At 39.2% G+C, this 26750-nt stretch carries 22 protein-coding genes; 9 read left to right on the top strand and 13 right to left on the bottom strand.

Annotation, left to right across the window (positions count from 1 at the left end; translation table 11 throughout):
* Positions 1–893, bottom strand: an 893-nt coding sequence (locus ACTHN6_RS16130; RefSeq protein WP_440436805.1) for an acyltransferase family protein, incomplete at its 3' end; no start/stop codon positions are given.
* A gap of 102 nt (positions 894–995) precedes the next feature.
* On the opposite strand from ACTHN6_RS16130, the gene ACTHN6_RS16125 reads away from it, so the two are divergent.
* Positions 996–2405 carry a sulfatase-like hydrolase/transferase gene (locus ACTHN6_RS16125; RefSeq protein ID WP_440436804.1) on the top strand — a complete coding sequence of 470 codons (1410 nt, stop codon included), beginning with the start codon at positions 996–998 and terminating at the stop codon, positions 2403–2405.
* Positions 2406–2444: 39 nt separating this feature from the next.
* Positions 2445–2759 (top strand): MmcQ/YjbR family DNA-binding protein, encoded by a 315-nt coding sequence (locus ACTHN6_RS16120; protein WP_440436803.1) that lies wholly within the window; start codon positions 2445–2447, stop codon positions 2757–2759.
* 1 nt (position 2760) lies between these two features.
* Here the strand turns inward: ACTHN6_RS16120 and ACTHN6_RS16115 are convergent, their stop codons facing one another.
* The 7 genes from ACTHN6_RS16115 to ACTHN6_RS16085 all read right to left on the bottom strand — a co-directional run bounded on the left by ACTHN6_RS16115 (position 2761) and on the right by ACTHN6_RS16085 (position 9253).
* Positions 2761–3681: a DUF72 domain-containing protein gene (locus ACTHN6_RS16115; RefSeq protein WP_440436802.1), complete on the bottom strand. Its 921-nt coding sequence runs from the start codon at positions 3679–3681 to the stop codon at positions 2761–2763.
* 27 nt (positions 3682–3708) lie between these two features.
* Positions 3709–3936, bottom strand: coding sequence for a hypothetical protein (locus ACTHN6_RS16110; protein ID WP_440436801.1), 228 nt, complete (start codon positions 3934–3936; stop codon positions 3709–3711).
* Positions 3937–3979: 43 nt separating this feature from the next.
* Positions 3980–4231: a hypothetical protein gene (locus ACTHN6_RS16105; RefSeq protein WP_440436800.1), complete on the bottom strand. Its 252-nt coding sequence runs from the start codon at positions 4229–4231 to the stop codon at positions 3980–3982.
* Between the two features lie 25 nt (positions 4232–4256).
* A complete protein-coding gene (locus ACTHN6_RS16100) occupies positions 4257–4910 on the bottom strand; it encodes a hypothetical protein (protein ID WP_440436799.1) in 654 nt (217 codons plus the stop codon).
* Positions 4911–5016: 106 nt separating this feature from the next.
* Entirely contained in the window at positions 5017–7377 is a 2361-nt protein-coding gene (locus ACTHN6_RS16095) for a TonB-dependent receptor (RefSeq protein ID WP_440436798.1), read from the bottom strand.
* A 146-nt stretch (positions 7378–7523) separates the two neighbouring features.
* Positions 7524–8240, bottom strand: coding sequence for a LytR/AlgR family response regulator transcription factor (locus ACTHN6_RS16090; RefSeq protein WP_440436797.1), 717 nt, complete (start codon positions 8238–8240; stop codon positions 7524–7526).
* Positions 8237–9253, bottom strand: coding sequence for a sensor histidine kinase (locus ACTHN6_RS16085; RefSeq protein ID WP_440436796.1), 1017 nt, complete (start codon positions 9251–9253; stop codon positions 8237–8239). Before ACTHN6_RS16085 ends, ACTHN6_RS16090 begins: the two co-directional genes overlap by 4 nt.
* Before the next feature lie 225 nt (positions 9254–9478).
* Here ACTHN6_RS16085 and dcd point away from each other — a divergent pair, with 225 nt between their 5' ends.
* Positions 9479–10015, top strand: coding sequence for a dCTP deaminase (gene dcd, locus ACTHN6_RS16080; RefSeq protein ID WP_440436795.1), 537 nt, complete (start codon positions 9479–9481; stop codon positions 10013–10015).
* On the opposite strand, the gene ACTHN6_RS16075 is transcribed toward dcd, so the two are convergent.
* Complete coding sequence (locus ACTHN6_RS16075) at positions 10012–10494, bottom strand: low affinity iron permease family protein (protein WP_440436794.1); 483 nt, start codon at positions 10492–10494, stop codon at positions 10012–10014. The genes dcd and ACTHN6_RS16075 overlap by 4 nt on opposite strands.
* A 155-nt stretch (positions 10495–10649) precedes the next feature.
* Here ACTHN6_RS16075 and ACTHN6_RS16070 point away from each other — a divergent pair, with 155 nt between their 5' ends.
* The 3 genes from ACTHN6_RS16070 (at position 10650) to ACTHN6_RS16060 (ending at position 14294) form a co-directional block, all read left to right on the top strand.
* On the top strand, positions 10650–11249 hold the full coding sequence (locus ACTHN6_RS16070) for a DUF1684 domain-containing protein (protein ID WP_440436793.1): 600 nt from the start codon (positions 10650–10652) through the stop codon (positions 11247–11249).
* A gap of 90 nt (positions 11250–11339) precedes the next feature.
* A complete protein-coding gene (gene glpK / locus ACTHN6_RS16065) occupies positions 11340–12830 on the top strand; it encodes a glycerol kinase GlpK (RefSeq protein WP_440436792.1) in 1491 nt (496 codons plus the stop codon).
* 240 nt (positions 12831–13070) lie between these two features.
* Positions 13071–14294: a hypothetical protein gene (locus ACTHN6_RS16060; RefSeq protein ID WP_440436791.1), complete on the top strand. Its 1224-nt coding sequence runs from the start codon at positions 13071–13073 to the stop codon at positions 14292–14294.
* A 107-nt stretch (positions 14295–14401) separates the two neighbouring features.
* Here ACTHN6_RS16060 and ACTHN6_RS16055 read toward each other — a convergent pair whose 3' ends face one another.
* Together ACTHN6_RS16055 and ACTHN6_RS16050 are read right to left on the bottom strand one after the other, a co-directional pair.
* A complete protein-coding gene (locus tag ACTHN6_RS16055; RefSeq protein WP_440436790.1) occupies positions 14402–16117 on the bottom strand; it encodes a M3 family oligoendopeptidase in 1716 nt (571 codons plus the stop codon).
* Positions 16118–16308: 191 nt separating this feature from the next.
* Positions 16309–16914: a DUF5606 family protein gene (locus ACTHN6_RS16050; RefSeq protein ID WP_440436789.1), complete on the bottom strand. Its 606-nt coding sequence runs from the start codon at positions 16912–16914 to the stop codon at positions 16309–16311.
* Between the two features lie 177 nt (positions 16915–17091).
* Here ACTHN6_RS16050 and ACTHN6_RS16045 point away from each other — a divergent pair, with 177 nt between their 5' ends.
* Positions 17092–17811 (top strand): 2-phosphosulfolactate phosphatase, encoded by a 720-nt coding sequence (locus ACTHN6_RS16045; protein ID WP_440436788.1) that lies wholly within the window; start codon positions 17092–17094, stop codon positions 17809–17811.
* A gap of 12 nt (positions 17812–17823) precedes the next feature.
* On the opposite strand, the gene ACTHN6_RS16040 is transcribed toward ACTHN6_RS16045, so the two are convergent.
* The gene (locus tag ACTHN6_RS16040) at positions 17824–21288 is read right to left on the bottom strand and encodes a TraB/GumN family protein (protein ID WP_440436787.1); all 3465 of its coding nucleotides are present in this window, start codon (positions 21286–21288) and stop codon (positions 17824–17826) included.
* Positions 21289–21450: 162 nt separating this feature from the next.
* On the opposite strand from ACTHN6_RS16040, the gene ACTHN6_RS16035 reads away from it, so the two are divergent.
* Complete coding sequence (locus ACTHN6_RS16035) at positions 21451–25215, top strand: DEAD/DEAH box helicase (protein WP_440436786.1); 3765 nt, start codon at positions 21451–21453, stop codon at positions 25213–25215.
* 96 nt (positions 25216–25311) lie between these two features.
* Here ACTHN6_RS16035 and ACTHN6_RS16030 read toward each other — a convergent pair whose 3' ends face one another.
* Positions 25312–26067, bottom strand: coding sequence for a TIGR00730 family Rossman fold protein (locus ACTHN6_RS16030; protein ID WP_440436785.1), 756 nt, complete (start codon positions 26065–26067; stop codon positions 25312–25314).
* Between the two features lie 65 nt (positions 26068–26132).
* Between ACTHN6_RS16030 and ACTHN6_RS16025 the strand changes: the two genes are divergently transcribed.
* The gene (locus ACTHN6_RS16025) at positions 26133–26741 is read left to right on the top strand and encodes an L-threonylcarbamoyladenylate synthase (protein WP_440436806.1); all 609 of its coding nucleotides are present in this window, start codon (positions 26133–26135) and stop codon (positions 26739–26741) included.
* Positions 26742–26750: the final 9 nt, after the last annotated feature.

The raw sequence follows: 26750 nt of genomic DNA, 5'->3' as shown, positions 1-26750 counted from the left end.
GCAAGCAAAGCCATAATAATGGCAATACCGGTAAGCTGTTCCCACATTGCATTTAATAATGAGTTGATTGTTCCGTTTCCCTGGAAGCTTTCAAGCGGGCTGTTTGTAACAATTTTTATTACATACAATAAAGGAAATGCTATGATGCAGGTTAAAGCCAGCCTTCGCCAGTGTTTACCGTTTGTTGCATTAATATTATTTAACCAGTTATTGCGGCCTGCATAAATCCCGGCAATAAATAACGCTATGTATTGCGTGAAATGCGCAAACTGAAATCCAAGCGGGTGCAGCACCCAGCCAATAGGAAAAAATATTCTTACGATATAACTCATCAGCCCTAATAACAGGGCGAATAGTATTATTGTGTTATTACCAGGCAGATGACGAACGGTTTTATTGCGCGGCATAAAAATTTTCATGTATAAAACATACAGCAGGGTGAAAATTAATAATGCGGCAACAAACCACATAACACCCGGATCAATCCAGTTGTCGTAGCCTTTAAGATATTGCAGAAGCGTTGCGGATTTTTTATAACCAAACTTGTAAATAAGGAAATTCAGTAAGGGCGAGAATATAAATGAATAAAACAATAAAGGCAGGCCAAGCCGTTTTAAACGGTCTAATGTAAATTTTACGCCGCCCTTTTTTAAATAAGATGGCGTTATAAACAAAGCTGAAAGAAAGAAGAAAAACCCCATGAAAAATGATTGGTTGGTAGCAACGAACCACGTCATAAAAATCTGTGCCATTTCGTTTGTGGTTTTATCATAAAAATACCAGCCCCCGGGTGCGCCATACGTAATACAGGTATGATGGAGGATTACCAATACAGTTAATAAAACACGGAGATTGTTGATGTAATTTATTTTGGTTGACGGGGAACCCTTCATGCGCAGTATTTTGCTTACAACGAAATTCAATAAAATAAGTTACACTATAATGAAGCGAAATATTATACTAACCTGGTAATTAAAAAATTGAAACCATTATATTTGAACTTCAATCGTACCACCATGAAACCTTTTAATCCAAAACTTGCATTAACAATTGCTTTTTTTCTTGCATTATTTACTTCATGTAAAAAAACTTTTAATGATACGCTTCCTGTATCTGCCCAGGCTTCGGATGATCTGAGATTAAGATCCGGCAAACCTAACATTATACTTATTATAGGTGATGATATAGGATACGAAGTTCCGCAATACACAGGTGGTGAATCTTACAACACACCCAACCTGAATTTTATGGCGGCAAACGGCATGCAGTTCACCAACTTTTTTTCACATCCTGATGGGCCTCCTTCCCGGCTGGCATTGGTAACCGGTAAATACAATTTCCGCAACTGGGTAAAGTTTGGATTGTTGCCGGATACATCTAAAACAATTGCCAATATGCTGCAGAATGCCGGTTACAAAACCTGCTATATAGGTAAATGGCAGTTTGATGGCGGCGATGCTTCCATAAAAAACCATGGCTTCGAAAATTACCGCGTATTCCAGCCATTTAATATAGTTGATAATAATGGCATGGATCAATACCATGGCAGATATAAATCTCCATATTTATACGAAAATGCTTCTTACCTGCCCGACAGCATTGTAAAAAATAAATATTCAGAAGACTTGTTTTATGATTATGCCAGTACGTTTATCGATAATAATAAAAGCAAGCCTTTCTTTATTGAATATTCGCTAAACCTTGCACAACATCCATGGTCACCTACTCCTGATGATCCGGATTATGCCAACTGGAATCCGGACATTGATGATAGCCTGCATGAAAACAAAAAATACTTTCCGGGCATGGTTGCATACATGGATAAAATGATTGGCAGGCTTATTCAAAAAATAGATTCGGGCGGGCTTGCTAATAAAACCATTATTTTATTTACATCAGATAATGCCACCAATAAAAATATTACATCCATGTACAAAGGCTCGCCAATTAAAGGCGGGAAGAATTACACGGATAGAAGAGGCATAAGTGTTCCGCTGGTGGTATATGGCCCGGGCATCGTAAAACAGGGAGCAGTTGATACTTCTTTAGTGGATATGACTGATTTTCTCCCAACCTTCGCAGGCATTGCAAATATATCCAGGCCATCAACCTGGGGACCGCTGGATGGCGTAACATTCTTTGATAATTTAAAAGGAACCAAAGGCAATCAAAGAACTTATGTTTACTGTTACTGGGATCGCGATTATATGAAAATTCCAATACCGGTAAGTTATTCTTTTGATTATAACTATAAACTTTATGATCATTGGAATGGCGGAAAGTTTTTTAATATATTTATTGATCCTTTAGAGAAGGATCGCCTATTGGATGCTGAGCTTACAATAAGCCAGAAAATGGAAAAGCAAAAATTAAAAAACATACTGAAGTCTTATGCCGGATATTAAAATATTACCTAGCAACTGCATCCTGTAAACGAAAGTTGTATGATAACACCCGAAGACGCAAAAGCAATGGCTTTATCATTGGAAGGCACGGAGGAAAAGCCGCATTTTCATCGCACTGCGTTTACAGTAAACAAAAAAATATTTGCCACATTACTGGCAGGCGATGCCAATTTGAATTTAATGTTTGATCCGCAAACTCAATTCATATTTTGTCCGCCAGGCAGCGCTATTATTTTTCCTGTTCCCAATAAATGGGGATTAAAAGGCGCAACCACCATCAATCTTAAAAAGGCAAATAAAAAATTAGTGATGAAAGCTTTGAAAGAGGCATATAACCTGCGGAAAGAAAAATAAATTATGTAAAGAGAGCAGATTGCTTACCGGTTTTTTCAACAAATGTTGGTTTAATCAAATTCAAGCCGCATGCAGCATTTAATTTATCAACCAGATAAACGGTAAGCTCAGGCGAGGTTGCTTCATTGTGCATGTGCATAAAAAAATAAATGTCTTCAATGCCTTTGTTTAACCAGTATTGCATGCGTTCAATCCAGGCATCAATCCGAACATAATCTGAAGGATGCAAACTGTTGCCTACATAGCGAATAAATGTTTTTGGAATAGTGAGGTGCATGTGCGCACAATCTCTGCGCCCGGCTGTATCGGTTATAACTGCGCCCATATTCAATTCATGCAATGTTTTGCATAAGGTTTCACTAATTGCTGGTTTGGTAAACCAATCTGTATGGCGCACTTCAACAAAAAAATGCAGGTCTGTTGGCAGCGATTTTAAGAAAGCAAACAATTCATCTTTGCGCTTGGTGGAAAATGCATCGCTTACCTGTATGAAGATCGGGCCAAGGTGTTCACCAAAAGCCAAAACACCTCTCAAAAATTCTGTTACGAGAAAAGGCTTATCTGTAAGCTTACCAAAATGTGTAACGCCTTTATACATTTTCGGGCAGAATAAAAAATCTTTACCAATAGCCTGTTCATTCCATTTGGCAATACCCCGTTCACCATAAATATTATAATGGGTTGCATTTAATTCAATGCAATTGTAATGCTGAACATAATGCTTCAGGAAATCTTTTTCTTTTGTTTTTTCAGGATAGATTTTCCCAACCCATTCCGGCCTGCCCCATTTGGCGCAACCAACATATACTTTGGCATTTTTATTTTTTTTACCAGGAAGAATAGTTTTATTGAAAGCAGGCTCCTTCGGCAAACTAAAATCAATGCTTTCTAATGTTTCTTCAGGAACGCGGCCAAACTCCATAAAAAATTTTTACTAAGATAACATTGATTAAACAGTATTGATTTTAGGTGTTATATGCTTTTTAAATAAACGTTTTATTATATGTCCTTTCCACATCCAGAAGCCAGACAATACAACCACAGGAAATAATATCCAGCGAACAGTTAAGGCCGCATAATGAATACCGGCCACCGGGCCATAAATGAAACCAACAATGGGTATGCTGAGAATAATGTGCAGCCACCGTATAATTTTTCTTTCAACAGATGCTTTCATAAAAAAGATTTATTAGCCCCGGTAATGCCGGGGCTAAGGTTAATTACTTAATTCTTGTTGAATCTGCATGATGCCATGCACAATAGGAACCAGTGTTATTATTATGATTCCAGGCACGAAAGCGAAAAAAGAAAGCATTAGATACAAGGAATAAAACAATAACCAGTATGGCTGCAACTTTGGTAATGGTTTTTAATACCGGCCTTGCCGAGAAATTGCCAAACACATAACCAATAATAAACACCATAGCTGCAATAAATAATACTCTTATTACAATCAAAATTCCAAAAAACATAATCTGCATTTTAATGGTTAAAAAATTATTTAAGTTGTTTTAAAAGTTCCTCTACTTCTTTCATTCCCCAATGCGGTTCAACGGTATTAGCTGATGCTGTGCTTAACTTTTCCTTTGCCTGAATAAGCAATTGCCTGGCTAACTTTTTATCGCCGCCATACATTTTAGGGGTTGCAAATTTTTGCCAGCCTTCCAGGTATAACATTCTTGGATTTTCGGCATTCGCCATCTTTGCTTTTTGTATATAACCAAAGGATGTTGGGCCGTATTTTGGTCCATATGTTTCAGGATTAATAAATACCCTTGCCTGGTTTAACATCATCTGCACACAATAAATTTCCGACAGCTCTTTTTTTTGTTTTGAAGTATCAATGAGTGATTGTGCTTTTGTTATTTCTTCATCAGCCTTATCAGCAAAGTCTTCAATGTTGTCAGGGTCTGCATTTTGTTTTAACCAGCCAATTTTTGCATTGCAGAAAGCCGCATAATAATAAGGCAGCCATTGATTTTTTTGTGCATTAGCAATGGTTAAAAATGCTGATGCAAGCTGCTCATAATCTTTAATCGTTTCTGCGTTATCCAGTTTCGTTACGTTTGTTTGTAATTGTGTATTTGCTGTCTGCGCATACAAACCGGTATACATAAAAATGGCTGTTGAAATAATGACTAACTTTTTCATGATTGATGTGTTTTATTGTTGAATAGAATTGCTGCAGCACAAGGGAGTGACACAACCGTGCTTCATACATGCACTGCAGCCGGTGATATAAAAAATATTTGCGTATTTATAAATTGTCGTTGATGAAATCGTCGCGGCGGTCTATGCCAAACGTCATGAACAACCCGAGATAGAAACTGCGCGTTGCCGGCATGGTTACAGGCGTTTTAAATGCGCCGTTATAACTGTAGTTGTAATTATATGTTTGCTTTGTTCCAAAAACATTGTTGATGCCAAAACCAATTCCTGAAAAATCTTTATGCTTCCAGTTTTTAAACATGGTAAAGAGATAAGCAAAACTCAGGTTCATCTGGCTATACATATTTGTTTTGCCTTCATCTGCAACAATGGTTTTGTTTTCTGAATGTTGAATATTATAATACGGGCGGCCTGTTGCCAGCGAGTAAGAAAGATTTGCATTGAAATTTATATCAGGGAAAAATCTTTTTATAGCAACAGATGCAGTATGCGGTGTGGCAAAATTTGGTTGCAATGCCCGCGGATAATTCAAAAACTTTCGCTTTGTATCAAGATAAGTGTAAGATATCCAGTAATCAAAGTTTTTGAAAGTGCGTTTGTCGCGAAAGAATAATTCAATGCCTTTTGCATAACCATTACCGTTTGTTGCTGTATCGGGGAATGTAGTTAGAAGATTTTTATATTGCTTGTAATAAGCCTCAATTCTTATCAAACGGTTATTGAATTTTCTTTGATAATTGAGTACATAATGTGTTGCTCTTGTATAATTCAGATTGTTGTTTTGCAAAAAGTAGATTACACCAGGTTTTTGAAAAAAAATGCCATAGGCCATATTAAACTGCCCGCCATTATGCAACCTGTAAGCAAGGCTTAACCGGGGTGCAAGGTTTGTTTTATTCAACAAGGTGGAATGCTCTGCCCGCATACCAATTTTTGCAGCTATATTTTTTGCGATATACACATCACCTTCTGCAAAGGCTGCGGTTAAATTATCATTGAACTGACTAAGCGCATTGTTATAATGATAAACATGATTCGTATAAAAATTTTCTGCACCAAAACGTAATGCCTGGTTGCGACGGAATGCCTTTGTAAACACAATTCTTGCCTGTGCAAAGTTTTGCCTGGTATTGATGTTATTATTCTTTGTATTGAATGGATAATAGCCTGCATCTACTGCCTTATCAATTGAATCAATAAGCCGGTTGGTTATTTTTTGATCGCTGAAATTATAGGCAATTGCTGCATCCAGTTTCCATTTGTTTTGCAAGGGCTGGCGATAAGATAAATTAGCATACAGGTTTGAACCTTTATTATTGAATAAAGAATTTAATGCTGCACTGTCAATATCCTGGCTGCGTACGCCGGTATGGTTATATCCATAGTTGGTATAAAATTTCAGCATGCCACCATTGTTAGTTTTGATACGGAGATTGGCATCACCCGAAATGTATTCCGGCGCATGCGTAAAATCGTAATGCTGTTTTACGATGTTGTTGTACAAACTATAGTTACCATAATTGCCATTAACACCCCAGCTGCTTTTTTTATTCTTTGCCAGTTTCTGGAAACCTGCGCCCTGGGCCATAGGAAAGAGATGCAGGCTTGCAGAACTTTCATCGGGCAAATCAACGCTTTCCAAAATCAAAGCGCTGCTTAATGCTTCGCCGTACAAAGCGGAGTAACCACCCGTGTTAAATAAAACGCCTTTGAATAAAAAAGGGTTAATACGGGCAGGCTGAATAATACCCGGTACACTGGCATAATTGGGCACAGGCATTAATGTGCCATCAATAAATTGTTTGGTTTCTTCATTAGTGCCACCGCGTACAAACAGGCCTTCTTTATCACCAATTTGCTGCGCACCCGGCAGTGACCGTAATGAGTTACTGATGTCGCCGCCATTACCCGCAACTGTCATGGCATCCATTGGTGTAAGTGATGCACCTTTTGCTTTATCGCTGGCTTCAAAACTGCCTGCGGAAACGATAACAGGTTTGAGATTTTTTTCTTCAACGCCCAATGAAATGTTTACAATAATAGTGCTGCCATTCACCGTAATTTGCTTTTCCGCCTTTTCAAAACCTATTGATGAAACAGTAATTACCTGGTTGCCTTTTGCATGCGTTATAAATGAAAAAATGCCCGTGCTGTCTGATATTGTAGCTTCAGCTGTATTTTTTATTTTGATGCTTGCATTTTCAACGGGTGCTTTCTTTTTATCTGTTACTGTTCCTTTAACAATAGTTTGCGCAGTAACCGCATTCATTATAAACATTGTTGTTATGGCCAGCACTGTATACTGCAGGTGCTTGAAATATTTTTTATTGCTCCAGGTTTTACAGCATAGGTAGAGCTTTAGTTGCGTTGTGCAGTTTTGCAGTTGATCCGTTGTTGAGCGGATTGTTGCAAGTGATTTTATCTGCTTGCTGTTATTGATGTTTTGCATACGCTTTGCTTTTGTTATCACAAAGCTGCAAAGCATAACGGCTTTAAATTTTGCAGTGTAGATTACATTGGTAATTGTTTCGACAAGATGGAAAGATGTGTATTAGTGAAAAGCATAGGCTGCAACTAGCATGAAGTGAAAATATGTTACCTGTTTGTTATACGGTTAAGATTTTCTTTATAGAAATCGCTTACGGCAATTTCGTGATTACCGATAACAATAAGGTCTCTTTTAATAACAGCAATTTTATCTGCATTTACAATAAAAGATTTGTGGGTGCGGATGAATTTATCGGCAGGTAATTTTTCTTCAACAGCTTTCATGGTCATGCGGGTAAGTACAGGTTTACTTACAGAAACGAGGTAAATTTTGATATAATCTTTCAGGCCTTCTATAAACAAAATATCGCTGAATACAATCTTTACAAGATTATATTCAACATGCACAAAAATATGATCTGGCGTTGCTTCTTTTGTTGAAGACGCAGGCGAAGAAGTTTTCTCATTACGCAGATCATACAATTCTTTTGCTTTGTTACAAGCCCTTAAAAACCTTTCAAACGATACGGGCTTCAGCAGGTAATCCACAATATTCAAATTATAGCCTTCCAGTGCATATTGCTCATAAGCAGTGATAAAAATAATCATAGGCGGTTGCTGCAATGTTTGAATGAACTGCAGGCCGCTAAGCCTCGGCATTTGTATATCAAGGAATATAAGATCAATCTTTTCTTTTTGTAAAACATCAATAGCTTCCATTGCATTTCTGCAGGCTTTAACCAAATTGAGATAGGGTACCTGCTTAATGTTATCAATCACTAAATCAAGCACTAATTTTTCATCATCAACAGCTATGCAATTCATACGCTTAAAGGAAGGTTTAAATGCACATGAAAAATATTGTTTTCCCTGTTAACAGTAAGCTGGTGTTTTTGCGGATACAATAACATTAATCTTGATTGTACATTTTCCAAACCAATCCCGGAGTTATTGTCTTTGCTATTATCATCTTCAATAAATTTATTCTTCACATCAAGTACCAAGCCATTATCATTGAAAAAAAGCTGGATGCTTATAAAAGGGTCATCTGCACCGGTACCGTGTTTAAATGCATTTTCAACAAAAGGGATCAGCAACATCGGTTCTATTTTTTGCTGCAGTATTTCCTGCGATAAATTTATATCAAGATCAATTTTTATATCATCTCCAAAGCGCAATTGCTGAAGGCTGATATAACTTTTTAAATACTCAATTTCATTAGCCAGCGATACTTTTTTTTCATCACTTTCATATAACATGTAGCGCATTAAATCGGATAACATCATTAGTGCTGGCTCTAATTGTTTGGATTGTTTCCGGGCGAGGGAAACAAGATTGGTGAGTACATTAAAAATAAAATGCGGGCTTATTTGTGAACGCAAAAATTTGAGTTTGATGGAAAGCTGTTCTGCCATAATTTCTTTTTGTTTTTTATCATGCGCAATTTTATTTACAATCAGTTTATAAATAATGCTTGCGATAAGAAATGGAATTACCGGGAAAAATAAAATGCGGTAAGCCCATACATCAAGCTGCACATTTGAATAAAAAATCTGTGTAAGCCATAGTTTGAGATAATACGAGATAAATAAAATGGCTGTAACAGCTATAAGATACAACCACCATTTTTTTGTATTGAGCAGTTTTGGCAATAATACAAATGCATTAAGATAAAAAATGCCGGCATTATATAGGTTTGTTATAACGAACCAACTCACCGGAAAGAAACCTGGTTGCGTGTTGCGGCTGTCAAAAAATAAGTGTGGCAGCGTGAACAATATCAGCCAAACTGTAAGGTGTATTACTACAGTTCTGTGCCTGGAAAAAAGAATTGCCATATAACGAAAATACTTATTGATAATAGCATATAAATGTAAATGACTTTGTTAGGGCAATATGTGTATACGAAGGAGCTTATTGTGCCGACAGAAATTACAGGATAGCAGTTTTGGTTAATAGTTTGTTGATAAAGGAAAAGGCGATTTTTGTTTAACTGTTTTCGTATCAGGATTTATAATTTATTTGCAAAGGTTTTATTTAGTTCATTATAAAAGGCAAACGAGATGATTCTTTCTGACACACGCATTTTGGAAGAAATAGAAAAGGGCACCATTAAACTTGAACCATACGACCGTGAATGCCTTGGCAGCAATAGTTACGATGTGCATTTAGGTAAATGGCTGGCCACGTACCGCGAACATATCCTGGATGCAAAAAAACATAACGAGATAGAATATTTTGAAATTCCGGAAGAAGGGTTTGTGTTATACCCGCATATTTTTTATTTGGGTGTTACAGCAGAATATACCGAAACGCATGCGCATGTACCTTTTTTGGAAGGCAAAAGTTCTACCGGCCGTTTGGGTATTGATATTCATGCAACAGCAGGTAAAGGCGATGTAGGTTTTTGTGGCAACTGGACGCTGGAAATTTCGGTGAAACAGCCGGTAAAAGTGTACAGAGGCATGCCGGTTGGCCAGTTGATTTATTTTCCTGTTGATGGCGAAATTGAGGTAAAATATAACCAAAAGAAAAATGCCAAGTACAGCCAGCAGCCTGATAAGCCGGTGGAAAGCATGATGTGGAAGAATAAGTTTTAATGCTTATCAATTGCCTTTAATTTGCTTTTATGTCTTTCTGCAGCTTCTTCAATAGAATGCATTTTTTTAAAGTCTGATTCTTTTTCTGCCAGGCTTGAAAGGTGTATATAAAACTTTTTCAGTATTTCCAGTTCTTCGGGCGTAAGGTCTTCCACGTCAATAAGCCGGTTACTGGCATCTTTACTTGATGCAATGAGTTCATTCAATTTTAATTGCAGCGCCATCGTGTCTTTGTTTTGCGACTGCTGAATTACAAATACCATTAAAAATGTAATAATAGTGGTACCGGTATTTATAACAAGCTGCCAGGTATCGGAATAATGAAAGACCGGGCCAGACACCGCCCACAGGATAATAATTACAAAAGCAATAATAAATGCAATGGGCTTTCCTGTAACCCTTGTTGTAACAGTTGAAAAACGGTCAAACATTTTGGCAACGCCGCCTTTGGCTTTTTTTTTCTGGTTTTTGGTACTCATATTTTTTGATTAAAATTTATTCACATTATCAGTGCAAATAATATGCAGTTAATTTTGCGGCTAATTATGAAACGTCCAGGCCAAATGTTTTTTTCGCACAGGGGTATGTACATCAGGGCGTTTCATGATACCATTGAAAAAACAAATATGTACGAATGAAGCGGTTTTTAATTGTTTGTAACCTTATTTTCTTGTCTGCCTGCTGCTTTGCACAGGCCGACACGGCTGCTGTTAATGAAACAAAACGTTTTCAGGGCGGACTGAGGATGGAATATGATAATCCGAACACTTCGCCCCTGAGTGCTGCAGCCAAAAAAAATTTTAAAGGCATTCACTTTTTCCCCTTTAATAAAAAGTATGTGGTGAATGCCCGCTTTGTAAGAACGCCAAAAGAAAAGCCTTTCCAGATGAGTACATCGGGCGGCATACGCAAAACCTATATAAAGTATGCTTCAGTATTTTTTGTGATTGATAAAAAGGAGTATAAGCTGAATGTGTATCAATCTCAGGATTTAATAAAATCCGCTGAGTATAAAGATTATTTATTCATTCCTTTTACGGATGCAACAAGTGGCGAAGAAACCTACGAAGGTGGCAGGTATATTGATTTGAATATTCCGCAAAGCGACCATATCATAATCAACTTCAACACAGCCTATCACCCTTATTGCGCTTACACGGATGGTTATAACTGCCCCATACCGCCTGCTGAAAACAGATTGCCGGTTAAGATTGAAGCCGGCGTTAAGTTTTAGTGATATGTTTTGATTTTATTCGTGCCCCGGTGGCCAAACAAGATTTATTCGCATTTAGTTTTATCTTGACGCGCAATAAACATTGCTTTAATGCTACAATACATTTTGTCTTTCGACCAGGGTACTACCAGTTCACGTTCAATCATCTTTAATAAAAACGGGAACATTGTTTCTGTTGCGCAAAAAGAATTCCAACAAATATTTCCGCAGCCCGGCTGGGTTGAGCATGATGCCACAGAAATATGGAGCACGCAACTTGGTACAGCAGCAGAAGCCATAAGCAAAGCCGGTTTAACGGTGAATGATATTGCAGCTATCGGCATTACCAATCAGAGAGAAACAACGGTGGTTTGGGACAGGAAAACCGGCAAGCCATTATACAATGCTATTGTGTGGCAGGACAGAAGAACTGCGGATTATTGTGATTCGCTGAAAGAAAAATATACATCATCCATTCAGCAAAAAACCGGTTTGATTATCGATGCTTATTTTTCTGCCACCAAGCTTAAATGGATATTGGATAATGTAAAAGATGCAAGAAGCAAAGCTGATAACAATGAACTATGCTTCGGTACAATTGATAGCTGGCTGTTATGGAACCTCACGCAGGGCAAAGTGCATGTAACCGATGTTACCAATGCTTCAAGAACCATGCTCTTCAATATTCATTCACTGCAATGGGATGAAGCGTTGCTGGCTTTATTCAACATACCAAAATCCATATTGCCGGATGTAAAAAGCAGCAGTGAAATCTATGGTTATACAGAAAATGTTTTATCCGCTAAAAACATCCCCGTTGCAGGCATTGCCGGCGATCAGCAGGCTGCTTTGTTTGGCCAGATGTGCACACAGCCAGGCATGATAAAAAACACGTATGGCACCGGCTGTTTTATGCTGATGAATACCGGCGAAAAACCTGTTATTTCAAACAATAATTTACTTACAACTATTGCCTGGCAGGTTAATGGCAAAACTTTATATGCGCTGGAAGGCAGCGTGTTTATTGCAGGGGCGGTAGTGCAATGGCTACGCGATGGTTTACACCTGATACAAAATTCTGCCGATGTTGAAAAGCTTGCCATGCAAACATCAACAAGCGATGGGGTTTATCTTGTTCCCGCTTTTGCAGGCCTGGGTGCACCTTACTGGAACCAGCACGCCAGGGGCACTATGGTTGGCATTACACGCGGCACAACATCTGCACATATTGCAAGGGCTGCTTTGGAAAGCATCGCTTATCAAACAATGGAAGTGATTAAAGCCATGCAGGCAGATGCCCATATTGAAGTGAAAGAACTGCGTGTTGATGGCGGCGCCACCGCCAATAATTTACTGATGCAGTTTCAGAGCGATATTCTCGGAACAAAAGTTATCAGGCCCGTTATCACGGAAACTACGGCGCTTGGTGCTGCATACCTGGCCGGGCTTGCTGTTGGTTATTGGAAAGATATGAATGAAATAAGCGGTCAATGGCAAATTGAAAAAACATTCGATCCGCAAATGCAGGCTTCGCAAAAAAATGATTTAATAAAAGGATGGGAGCGTGCCATTAAGGCTGTTACAGTTTGGAGTGAAGGGTGAGAATATCACATGCATCTATAGTTTCTAAAGTATCGCATTATCTGATATTAAACTCAGGTTTGCCAATGCGTTAATTACTGATGCAATTTTTATTAAGAAAGCACTACCTGAGAATTAATTTATTTTTAGGTTTTATATTCGTGTCAGATTAAACTGATTAATTAATCCTGGGTTAACCCCAAACCAGATAAACATACCTTTTAAGTTATTGCTGATTATTTGGCAACGAAAATTGTTTTAATGAGAAAAAAAATCATTTCCGCTGTGATATTGTATTTTATTTATTCAACAGCGATGTCACAGTCTTTTGCTGATTCCTTGAGTAATTGTCTTAAAGACGATTCATGCTTTACTTCTTCGCAGATATATAAAGTGGATTATGTTTTTTCCACGGTTAGAAATACTTATTTAGCTGCAAGGGGAAAAGTTGATTTGTATATGACTGTTTATTCAGCAACCCCCTTGCCCAAAAACATTAAGAAGAAAAACATTGTTGCAAATGGCAATTATAAACAGCCGTTTATATTATTAATACATGGAGGCGGTTTCAGGGCTGGCTGCAGAACATTAATTGCAAATGAATGTATGGAATTTGCCAAGAGAGGTTATGTAGTGGCAGCCATAGATTACAGGTTAGGCTGGGCTCCGGGGGATGACAAAAAATACTGCAAGGGCTTTTGTTTTGACGGGGCCTGCAATATCGTTTTAAACAGTCCCTGCCGTATAGGCCTTAGCGACTCGCTGGATTTTGCTGTATATCGTTCCATACAGGATGCTGATGCTGCCATGCGGTACATTGCCCATTATGCAGATAACTTTAATATTGATAAAAGATATTTATATGTGGGAGGCTACAGCGCCGGTGCTATTACTGCAGTAAACCTCTCTTACATGAACCAGAAAGAATTAAATGCAGTTATGCCAAAAGCAAAAGAAAAATTAGGATTGTACAACACGTATGGAAATTCATTTACGGATAAATATAAAATCGCAGGGCTGTTTAATAACTGGGGAGGAATTAAAGACACCACTTATATTAAAGCCACCGGCGATAGAGTGCCCATGATAGCTTTTCACGGCATTGATGATTCTATTGTTCCGCTTGAAAAAAGTTATCCCTTTAATTGCGCCAATGGTGCCTATGGCAGTTTTACAGGAAGTAAACTTATTTATGAACGGCTTATACATAAGTTTCCAGGCATTCCGGTGGAGTTATATGTTACTTATGGCAAACATGGCATATTCGAAGAAAACCCTTCAACAGACCAGAAAGCGCTTTACCGCATACAAAAAGCTATTTGCTTTTTTAACCGGGTGCGTAATGGTGATAAAAGCCAAAAATTTGTAGAAATTGATAAGAACGAAGATGATATAACGTATGATGAACTGATAAAAACATCGCCTGTTGAATGCGATAAGAAAGGTCTGCAGCAAAAACAGTATGTTCCTATTGCTTTAAATTAAGGAAAAGACTTATCAGGTTGAATTATTTTAGGCTTTAGCTTTACTTAGTATCAATAAAAAACCCGGAAGTTATATGCTTCCGGGTTTTTTCTTTAGCTGAAAAAAATTTACAGTTTATCCATTTCTTCTTTCACAAACTCCATCAATGTTTTTATATGCGCGGGTGAAAGATCAAACTTTAAACCAGCGGCTTCATATAATTCCGGAAGTGTTTTTGTACCGCCCAAACTCAATGCTTTAATATAGTTATTTAATGCCTGTTCCGGGTTCTTTTTGTATTGCATCCATAACCCAATAGCGCCTAACTGGGCAATACCGTATTCAATGTAATAAAACGGTACTTCAAATAAATGCAATTGGCGCTGCCAGCTTATTTTCCTGTATTCTTCCAGGCCTGAAAAATCAACAGTACTGGTAGAAAACTCGTTGAGAATATCCATCCATGCTTCTGTTCTTTCTTCAACCGTATGCTGCGGATGTTCATATATCCAGTGCTGGAATTTATCAATTGTTGCAATCCATGGAAAGATGGTTATCACCCTTTCAAGCTGGTGTTCCTTGGCACGTTTCAGTTCTTCTGCATTATCAAAAAATACATCCCATTTATCCATGGTAAAAAGTTCCATTGCCATGCTGGCAACTTCTGCAATTTCCATCGGGTATTCTTTGAACGCACTCAATTCCAAAGGATGCGCAAGAAATGAATGCACAGCATGGCCGCCTTCGTGCACCATGGTTGTTACATCATCCATTTGCCCCGCAGCATTCATAAAAATGAATGGCGCGCCGCTTTCTGCCAGCGGGCAGTTATAACCGCCCGGCGCTTTGCCTTTGCGGCTTTCCAAATCAAGGTGGCCGAGCTGGTCCATCTTCTTCAAACAATCAGCAAAGAAGGGATTCAATGCTGAAAAACATTTTTCAGATTTTTCCAGCAGCTCTTTGCCCGTATTAAAAGGATGTAATGGTTTTATATTTTCTGGTTCGGCTTCCGTGTCCCAGGGCCTTAAAACATCAAGCCCTAATTTTTCCTTTTTATGCTGATTGATAGTTGCTACCAACGGCAGCACGTGCAGCTTCACTGCTTCGTGAAAATTAAAGCAGTCTTCTTTTGTATAATCAAAGCGGCCCAAATCAACAAACTTATAATCGCGGTAATTGGCAAACCCGGCATTCCTGGCCACCTGGTCGCGCTTTTCAACAAGCTTTGTATAAAGATCATTCAAAGTATCTTTATCCTGCTTTCTGCGTTCCTGTATTTTTCGATACACTTCTTCACGCAAATCCCGGTCGTGTTCCAGTAAAAATTTTGACGCTTGTTGTAACGTATATTCCTGGCCTTTTACTTCCACCGTCATAGCGCCGGTAATAACGCCAAACTGTTGCTGCATCACGCTTAACTCAGCCTGCAACGGAATATTTTCTTCGCGAAACAACTCAATGTTTTTGCGCACATTACGCAGGTAAGTAAAATATTTGCCTTTGTCCAGTTCTTGTGTAAACGGCGAATTAATAAGCTTTTTATTCAGTGCATCTGCGTAAGGTTGCAGCTTCGGCTGAATTTCCATGCAGAAATAAGTAAATGCTTCCTCCAGCGATTTATCGGTTGTATCACAGGTCATTTTGATCTGCCGCCAGCATGCATCTTCACTCACAACAGCCTCCAGTTCACTCATATCCTTCAGCCATTGTTCCAGCACTTCTTTCGAATCAATATCCCTGTTCAGCAAATCCTTAAAATAAGGTTCCAGCGCATCCCACGTAGTTACCTTAAAATCTCCAGGAACAAAATGACGTTTGGTTTTTTGTATATCTGCGGTTAACATTCAAATTAAAAATTTAAAAATCAAAAAATCAAAGCGGCGGTGCAATTATGTAAGTACTTATATATTTTTGTTGACCCGGCCGCAATACAGATGCATCACGGTTGTGTCATCTATCCCTGTTTTTAATCACAACCTCTCTGCAACTATAATATTTCAATCAACATTCCTGACGCTGTTGAAGCCTGGCCGGGTTACTTCTTCGCAGCCTTCTTTTTTGCAGCCTTCGGCTTGCTTTCCGCTGCTGCATCTTCAGCCGCAGGTTCTTCTTTTTTGGCCTTAGCTGCTTTTGCTTTTTTGGGCTTTGCTTCCACAGCAGGCGTTGCAACAGGCTCTTCTACCTTTGGCTTCTCTTCCGGCTGTTTATTGGGCTCTGGTTTTTCTTCTGTTTCCTCTTCCTCTCCTTCCGGTGTTTCTTCGCTCACCTTTATTTCAATGTCATTCTTGTTTAGCACATCAAACCATTTCACCATCTTCTTCATATCACTTGCATACACACGCTCAAAATCCATGGTTGGATAAACCTTTTCAAAATATTTTTTTACAGCAGGCGCTTCTTTTTCATTAGGCAGCGCTTCACCGCTATTTTTCATAGCAAGAAAAACATCAGCAAGGTTTACATTATCACCTTCGGTATAAACTTCAATACTTTCCAGGTGCGAAAAATTATGTATGCGTGATGAAACAAATCTGGTGGTTTTGTCATCCAGTGACCGCACAATAGCACCGTCATTTTTGCTGGCAACCAATTCAAACAATCCCGGCAAACCCGTAACAGAAATAAGCTTACTGTATTCCATATAAAATTTTTGAGTGGTGCAAGATAAATTAAAGAAAGTCTATCCCCAACCCCTTTCCCAGAGAAAGGGGTTTTATGGCAAGTTCTTACACTTAACTTAACAATTTTAATTTTTCAGGAAAACAAAAGGCCTTCCCTTCGGGAAGGATTTAGGATGGGCTGCTTTACCTTTGCGCCCATGCAAAAACCCGTATTGCACACATTGCTTTCTCCGCGCCTGCTTGATTTATATGATGTAGACAACAGTATTGTAGTAATTATAGATGTTTTTCGTGCCACATCAACCATTGCAACGGCTTTATATAACGGCGCAGAAAAAGTGGTGCCGGTGGCCGGTGTGGAAGATTGTATTGCAATCGGCAAAAAATTAGAGGCCGTTACTGCCGGCGAGCGGGATGGTAAAATAATTAAAGGCCTGCAGCATGGCAATTCCCCCGCAGAATATTTTCGTGAATTTATTGAAGGCAAAACGCTGGTGCTTACAACTACCAACGGCACCAGGCTGCTGCACATGGCGCTGGACAAAGGTGCATCGGAAGTTGTAACGGGTTCCTTTCCTAATTTATCTGCGGTGAGTGAACATCTTATTGCATCCAAAAAAAATGTAATCCTCGGCTGTTCTGCCTGGAAAGACCGCTTTAACCTGGAAGACACTTTATTTGCAGGCGCTGTTATCAGCAGGATAAAAGAGCATTTCACTATTCATTGCGACAGCAGTTTAATGGCTGAAGACATGTATAACCTTCATGGAAATAATATGTATGCTTTTATAAGAAAACTCACGCACTGGCACCGGCTTTCTGCATTCGGCCTGGAAAAAGACCTTGAATATTGTGTTACCCCAAATGTGGCCAATGTGCTGCCCGTGTATAAGGACGGGGCGCTGGTGGCGGGATAAAAGCTGTGTTAATTACTTTTCATCAGCCTTATACCAGTCTTCCATTTGCGCTATGAGTGCCTCCGCAAGTTCATCTTTTGTATCCTCATCATATTCGTCGTCATAATAAACATCAGCTTCTGCATTCTTAACAGTTACATCTTTTTCATTCACATTAAAAGGTCCCGCACAGGCAAGGTAGTCGGTTGTATCTCCATCTTCCCCAAAGCCAACTTTATAAAAATAAAACCTGGCCTGTTTGCCCTGGAACTTCAAAACCTTGTTAGAAAGATAAACCATTGTATCCGGGTATTCATCGTCGGAAGATGCAACATACACAAGGCTTTCAGCAAAAGCTTTCTGAGAAAGATATTGTGCGGGAAAAAGTTTTTCCTTTTTATAAGATTTTAATGCATCATATAAGTCAGTACGCTGGGATTTATCTGCCGCCAGCGCTTTAACGGCCCTGCTGTCAACGGGCTGGTTATTTTCCAGCAGTTTTTCAAGAGCGCTAAGCTGCAGATAATTATTGTTTAGCAGGCTCCATTGTTGCAGTATTGCATTGCTTTCCACATTATTCATTTTACCAAGCAGGTTTATCAAGGCATAATTTGCTGCGCTGTAACTATCCTCATCGCTTTGAGCAAGCAGGTATTGTTGCGTTGCAAACTTCAAAATATCCTGGCGGTAATTTTCCAGGAAAGACTTATCCGCCAGGCTGCTGTCTAAAAGTTTATTTGCCACTCTCACAATAACCGGCGCCATTGCTGTGTCTTTTATAAGCGGCTGCAAATCCTTAAATAGGGGTGCCGTGAGCTGTAAGGTATCAAGCAGTATATTGGTAAAGGTGTAAGAAGGCGTGATATGCGGCGGATTTTGAAGCAGCAATGTTTTTATCTCATCAAAATGCACTGCCGTTTCAAACGTAACCATTATATCGAGCAATACATTTTTAGTTTCATCGTCTGCTTCGTTGTAATGTGTTTTTGCAAACAGATAAGAAGAAGAATCTTTTAACCTGGTAATAATGCGCCGTATATCCTCCCGCGCTACATCATAATCATCCTCATCATTGTTATCAATATAGGTTTTTAATACAGCCTGGTGCAGCAAAGGCAAATCATTTTTTGTGAATGGCGCTTCCTCTAAATAATTAGCCGCCGATGCTTTTGTGGCCGAATCTTCTGAAACAAGGTCATTCAATAAAACCCTGGCTTTGGAAACAAATAAGCCATCGCTTGGTAAGACCTTATTAAACCGGAATGATTCAAAAAACTTATTGGTGTTGGCATTATTAATTTCTGCCGAATCCTGTATGGTTACCAATGAATATATTTTTCCATCATTCAATAATTTTCTCAGCCTTTTTATATTGTGCGAACCCGGTGACCGGAAAGCAAACTCATATCCGCTTACCTTATCGTTGCTTATTGGTTTTACATACAAAGCGCTATCGCCATCCTGCAAATCTTTATAGTTTTCAATAATGTTTTTCCAGAAAGCAGAATCGCTTTCCTGCCAGTAATAATTATTGAAATGCTGAATATAAATACTGTAGCTGTCCGCTCTCGAAGAGTCATAACTTTCATAACTGAATGTTGTATCGCCATCGTCGGGATTCATAACATACCTGAAGTTTTCCGGCGACCATGTTGAAAATAAACCATCGTCTGAAGCATTGGTTTTCCAGTTACCATTTATATAGTTTATAGGCTGAAAAGAATTCATGAATTTTTGGGCTGCTGCTTTTCCTTTTGCGGAATCGTATATGGCAACCAATACATACCACCTGTTGCCCCTGAATTCATAATGTGCATCAAGCATAAGCTGTGCATCTTTCATCTTGCCGCCAATTTCCAGTGCGCGGTGGCCATTTTTAAAATACATGCTATCAACACTAAGCCTGGTAAAACGGCTTCTTTGGGATGCTCTTATGTTTGCCAGCGTTACACTGTCATTCGTTATGTAAAAGCCGCTGGCGGCTTCATTTGTTCCAAAAAAATAGTACGAACCATTTACAGGGTCTGTTGAAATATTCAGCTCCATGTTTACCGAAGTGTCTTTATCGCTGTCAAGCATTTCGCCACCCGATTTAGGCGAGCCGGGAACATTTAATTTATAAGCCTTCATATTATTTACATAACTAAACTCCTCATTACTGGTGCTGGCTGTAGGTATGGTAAATGAATGCAGGAATTTATTGATGAATGCTACACCCGAAGTATCTTTTTTCATGCTTACGGCAATTGCCATATACATCATTCCATCTTTAAACAAAAAATAACCATGGCTATAATTGTTTTTGGATGAAACAAATTCGCGGCCGGGTATATTATTAATTGTGATGGGCTTTCCGTCAGAATATTCATTGGTATTGAAATAATAGGAAATGATGCCATTGAAAACACTGTCGGCCATTTTTTGTGTGTAGGGCGTTTGCATTGCCGTTGTCATGTATAGGGTGCTTTTAAAAACATCAAAATACATTTTCATGTTCAATATGGCGTACAGGTTCAGGTTACCAGCCTTACCGGGCATTTGCACTGTATAATAACCCGACTCATCCTTTATATCATACCAGGGTTGTTCAACTTCGGCAACCTTATAATCAGCCGCTTTTATTTTGCGGGAGGAAAAAACGGGTTCAACCGTAAATCCTTTTTCTTTTAACAGGGCAATCAACCCTTCTTCACCGGGCAAATGGGCGGCGCCTACGGCAAATACCATGCTGCGCTCTTTACCAAGGCTATCCATGCGCAGCGCCATTTTTTTATTGCGTTTAACAAGCAAGGCGTCTTTAAACGTACTGTCGCCGGCATTGGAAAAACTGTCAATAGCATTCAGGTTATTATCAATATATGTTTTGATTAAAAATGCCGTCATCGATTTTGTTGCCGCTGCGTTCTGCGCATCATCACTCATAGCTACATCCTGTATGTCGGATTTATCCACGAGGTCAAAGAGGTTTTCCTGGTCTTCCAGATCTTCAACACCGCCCGTCCATTTTCCCTGGCGGCGGGCTATATCAAAAAGATAAACGTCGAGAAAGCTTTGCATTCTACCGGTGCTGTAGCTTTCCTGTATCCACTTATTTTTCTCATGCAGTATATCAGCCGTGGTAATTTCATCTGCGTTTTTACCAAGCTTTTTCGCCAGTATTCTACCATATTTTTTATACTCATCCTTTTGCATCATATCCTTCAGGCGAATGGTTTCCATCGCCTTTTTCTTTGCTTCATCAATTACAAAAGGCGTGAATTGTTCGGGGTCAATCTCCATGGCAAAACCATCTGCTTTTTCAATAGCATGATAAACAGAGTCGCCAAGGTTAAAAATACGCTCATCCGTAAGGTGCAGCGTGCCAAACAGGTAAGAAGGTTTCTGAAAACCATTGCCGCTTATTCTCCACAAAAGGGTTGATGGCAGTTTTTGTGCTGACAGCATTTGCAGGCAGGCAAATAACAAAGCCAGCGTGCAACCAAACAATTTTTTACTCATAAACAGTTATATTAAGTTTAAGGCTGGTGCAAAATTACTAAAGGAATGCAATATTCATTATTAACGTTTCAATAGCCTTCATTTACTGCCAATAATGATTTATTTTTGCAGTTGCTTTTTTTTGAAGCATACATCCGAAATCTTAAAATTTATACATCAGCTTTGGCTTTACCACAGTTAATTAAGTACATATACAATAACGGAACAGATGAAGTAATTCGCCGCGGAAAAAAAATTTTTTCCCTCGGTTATGTTGAACTGATTGAAAACGATGAGTTGCTTAACTCAGTTGTTTTCCGCATGCGCGACGATACTTACAATACTTTTTATAAAGTTTACCTGAACCGTTATAATAACATTCAAACCCTTTCGCTGCGCTGCACCTGCCCATATAATCTTGGCGATATTTGCCGTCACGAAGCAGCCGCATTATTCCGCCTGCAGGAAATGATTGATAACAACCAGCTTGGCGAAACAGAAACCGAATATAAACAGCAGCATACCGTTGTAAAACTGAAACAGCTTGAGCTGCGTTCCATAAAACTACTCGCTGCACCGGATATATTAACGGTTGCAGAAGATTTTCTCCGCACCTATAAAGCTAATATTACCGAAGCGGCAAACGATATTGTAAAAGCAGAATTAAATTATGAAGGCGAAACATATAACCTGCAATTCCGCCGTAACGATGAACGCAATCTTGATACAAGCTGCAACTGCAATACAGAAACGCATTACCCGCTGTGTGTGCACAAAGTAATTGTGCTGCTGCAGCTTATGCATAATCACGGGCCGAATTTCTTTGACAGCATCAGCAACCGCGACCGCGAAAAAAATAAGTTACTGGCCTTATATGGTTATACAGTTGATGACAACCTGAAGGGCAAATTTGAATTTACATTCCGCGATGGCAAACCTTTTTTGCGTGTGCTTGACCCTAGCATAAAACGTGTGGCGGCGCCTGCACAACCGGAGCGCAAGCCTTTTCAAATGCCGGTGCAGAAAGAAAAGGAAGTATTGGTTGAAGAAAAGCCGGCAGCCACTATTCAATACCGCAAATTAGGGGTAGTATTAAGGCAGGACGCGCAACAATATCCGTTTATACAGGCGGAAGCCGTTAAAGGCGAAACCGATGAAGAACAAAAATATTTTACAGGAAAGATAGAGAAACTCGACCTTACAAAATTTGTAAATACAGAAGATGTAAGCGAAGATGATAAAATGCTGCTGCAGCATTTACGCAAGCTGCTGCCATCTGAAGTTACACGGTACCTTAACCGCAACTCTCCTTTCAGTGGTATATGGGAAAATATTATTCAGCAGCATAATGATGAACTGCCTGAAGAAACCCGCTATCTCATTACTGAATATCTTTTACCCAAATACAAGAAATTATTTTCCGAAACAAGTGAAGGCAATTTTGCTTTTTCATTACCGCAGCAAAAGCAATTTGTAACTGCGAACATTGAACCTGCAGTTCTTTCCAATCAGTACATACAGCCGCAGTTTATTATTTCGCATAAAGACAATACTTATGAAGTAAAATGTTTTGTAAAGCTGCTGAGCTCTGTTGTGCCGCTTGAAGAAAATACAATGGCTTCGCCCCTGGTTTTCCAGCATGAGAACACCTTTTATTTATGGCAAACCACGGAAGATGTTTTGCTGGCCGAACGTTTTTTAACTGAAGGAAAAATAGTTATTACGGAAGAAAGCTGGAGCAAACAACTTGCTGAATTTATTCTCCCGCTCACCAAGCAATACGATGTTCAGTTTAGCGGCATACAAAAAGAAGAGCTTAAAAATATAAAGCCCGAAATGCGGCTGATGATCAAAGAAAAAAGTGATTATCTTTTGTTTCAGCCTTTCTTTAATTATAATGGTTTTGATGTAAAACCCGAAGATAAAGACCGCATAATTGTTCCGTCTGCAGGCAAACTTGTTATTATTCACCGCAATGAAGAAGTGGAAAAATCGCTGATTAAAAAAATCGAGAACCTGCATTCATCTTTCATTCATACGGATGATAATTCACTTGCACTTAAAGGTGCCGATGTTTTGAAGAATAACTGGTTCTTTTTATTTGCAGATGCGGTGAAGGATATGAATATTCCTGTGTATGGCTTTGATGCGCTGAAGAAATACCGCTTTAATACAGCGAAACCTTCAACAAAAATATTTATCAGCAGCAATACAGACTGGTTTGATGCAAGGATTGATATTCATTTCGGCGAACAAAAAGTTACCGTGGCCGATGTAAAAAAAGCATTGGCCAATAAACAACAATTTGTGCCTTTACAGGATGGCACATTAGGCATTTTACCGGAAGACTGGATTCGCCGTTACTCGATGCTGTTTGCTGTGGGTGAAGGAAAGGCTGCCAATATTAAACTAAGCAAGTATCATTTTGGCGTAATTGAAGAACTGTATGCACAGCGCAACGAAGAAGAGATTTTCTTTAAGCTTGAAGAAAAATATGAACGCTTAAAAGAACATCATTCTGTAAAACAAATTGATCCGCCGGAACATTTATCGCATGTGTTAAGGCCATACCAGGTTTCAGGTTTTCAATGGCTCAATTATTTAAGCGAAGTAAACTGGGGCGGCATTCTTGCAGATGATATGGGTTTGGGTAAAACGGTGCAGGCTTTATCATTTCTGCATCACTATAAAACGGAACATAGCAAATTAAGGGCGCTGGTTGTGTGCCCTACATCGCTTATGTTCAACTGGGAAAATGAAATAAAAAAATTCACGCCGTTGCTTAGCTGGTATATCCATCATGGCAGCACCCGTTCACAGCAATTGGATGCTTTTTATAAATCGGATATTGTAATTACAACGTATGGCACTTTGCGCAGCGATATTCAATTGTTTACAGAAGCAGAGTTTGATTATGTTATTTTAGACGAAAGCCAGGCCATTAAAAATCCGCACAGTAAAGTAACAAAAGCTGCCAGTTTGTTGAATGCAAAGAACCGTTTGTGCATGAGTGGTACGCCTTTGCAGAACAATACATTTGATATGTATGCGCAGATGAATTTCTTAAATCCCGGCATGCTGGGCAGTATGGAATTTTTCCGCCAGGAGTTTGCTATTCCGATTGATAAATTTGGTGAGAAAGAACAAAAAGAACATTTACGCAAACTGTTATACCCATTCATTTTAAGAAGAACAAAAGAACAGGTTGCAAAAGATTTGCCTGAAAAGAGTGAAATGATTTTGTTCTGCGAACTGGGTGATGAACAGCGTAAAATTTATGATGCTTACCGAAATGATTACCGCGATAAAATTTTAGGCACGGTTGAAGATAAAGGTGTTGGTAAATCGCAGCTTACCATATTGCAGGGCTTAATGAAGCTGCGCCAGATTTGCGACAGCCCATCCATTATAAATGATGAAGAAAAATACCCCAATGTTTCCGTTAAGCTGGATGAACTTGGCAGGGAAATTTCTGAAAACATCGGCAATCACAAGGCGCTCGTTTTCTCACAATTCCTCGGTATGCTGGCTTTGATAAAAGATAAAATGAAAGAGCTTGGAATTGAGTATGCTTATTTTGATGGCAGCACTTCAGCAGTAGACCGCGAAAAAGCCATTCAACGTTTTCAGACAGATGAAAACTGCCGCGTATTTCTTATCTCTTTAAAAGCCGGCGGCGTAGGCTTGAACTTAACCGCAGCCGATTATGTTTATATAGTTGACCCCTGGTGGAACCCCGCTGTGGAGCAACAGGCCATAGACAGAACGCACCGTATTGGCCAGACAAAAAATATTTTTGCTTACCGTATGATTTGTAAAGACACGGTTGAAGATAAAATATTAAAGCTGCAGGAACGCAAACGTGCACTGGCTGCTGAATTAATAACGGATGACACAAGCTTTGTGAAGAGCCTTACAAAAGAAGATGTGGAATATTTATTCAGTTAAGTCATAGCAAAAACAAATACCAACCGGAACTTCAATTTCATTTAAAACAATCAGGCTTAGCAAAAGAAGATTTAGAAAAATGAAGCCTGAATTTGTTTAGCTCTTCTCCAGCAGCCACCACATCTTTTTCCGGGGCCTTATTTTATAGTTGCTGGTTATATAAGTGCGTATATGGTCCATGGCTTCATCAACGCTATCGGTAATTAAAACAAGTTCCAGGTCTTCCGGGCTTATCGTTTGTTCTTCCACCATTTGCCCCATAAGCTCTGCAAGGTCTTTATAATATTCTTTTCCAAATAAAATAATAGGAAACTCTGTTACGCTTTTTGTTTGAATTAAAGTAAGCGTTTCAAAAAATTCATCCATCGTGCCAAAACCACCCGGCATACAAATAAATGCATAAGAATATTTCATCAGCAGTTCTTTACGCACAAAAAAGTAATCGATGGTTATGCTTGTATTAAGATAAGGGTTTTCATGCTGCTCAAAAGGCAGCCTGATGTTACAGCCAACAGATACGCCGCCATTTTCAAAAGCGCCACGGTTAGCAGCTTCCATTATACCGGGGCCACCACCTGTCATGGTGGTAAATCCCATTTCAGCAATACGCTTACCAAACGCTCTTGCTTTTTCATAATAATGATGGCCCTCCTTAAACCTGGCAGAGCCAAATACTGTTATGCAGGGGCCCACAAAATGCAGGGTTCGAAAGGCTTTTATAAACTGCCACCATACTTTTAAACTGAAAAGTAATTCGTAACCACGGTTTTTAGGTCCCTCCAGGAAAACTTCTTCTGAGGGCAAAAGTCTTGTGGTTTCCTCTTTTGTTCCGCTTGTTTGTTTCTCAGGCATGCGTAAAAATAAAATGGTTTTAGTCTAACTTGGTCATAATTGTTTACAAATAAAAAGCCTTGAATATGTTGTTGCACGTGCATGCCGATAATCCAAATGAACGCCACATTAAAACCATCAGGGAGTGTTTGCTCGACGGTGGAGTGATTATTTATCCTACTGATACTATTTATGGACTGGGTTGCGATATTTTTCAGCATAAGGCGATAGAAAAAATTTGCCGGATAAAACATATTGACCCGCATAAAGCACAGCTAAGTTTTGTTTGTTATGACCTGAGCGATTTAAGCAAATACACCAAGGGCATTTCAACGCCGCTGTATCGCTTGCTGAAAGAATATTTGCCCGGCCCTTACACTTTTATTTTGCCTGCCAGCAAAGAAGTGCCGAAGATTTTGCAAAGCAAGAAAAGCACGATTGGTTTACGTGTGCCCGATAATAACATTGCAAGAACGATTGTACAGGAACTTGAACATCCTATTCTCTCGGCTTCGCTGCCCGGCGAAATGGTGGAAGAATATACCGATCCGGAATTAATTTATGAGAACTTCAAAAACCTTGTTGATATCGTGGTGGACGGTGGCGCCGGCGGCATGATTCCTTCAACCATCGTTGATTGCACCAAAGATGAATATGAAGTGCTGCGAATGGGCGCCGGACAGTGGAATGAATAAAAACTGGTT

It is taken from the genome of Parafilimonas sp., from assembly GCF_051953455.1.
Taxonomy (GTDB): Bacteria; Bacteroidota; Bacteroidia; order Chitinophagales; family Chitinophagaceae; genus Parafilimonas.
Note: the sequence above shows the minus strand (reverse complement) of the source record. Positions and strands in the feature narration are given on the sequence as shown.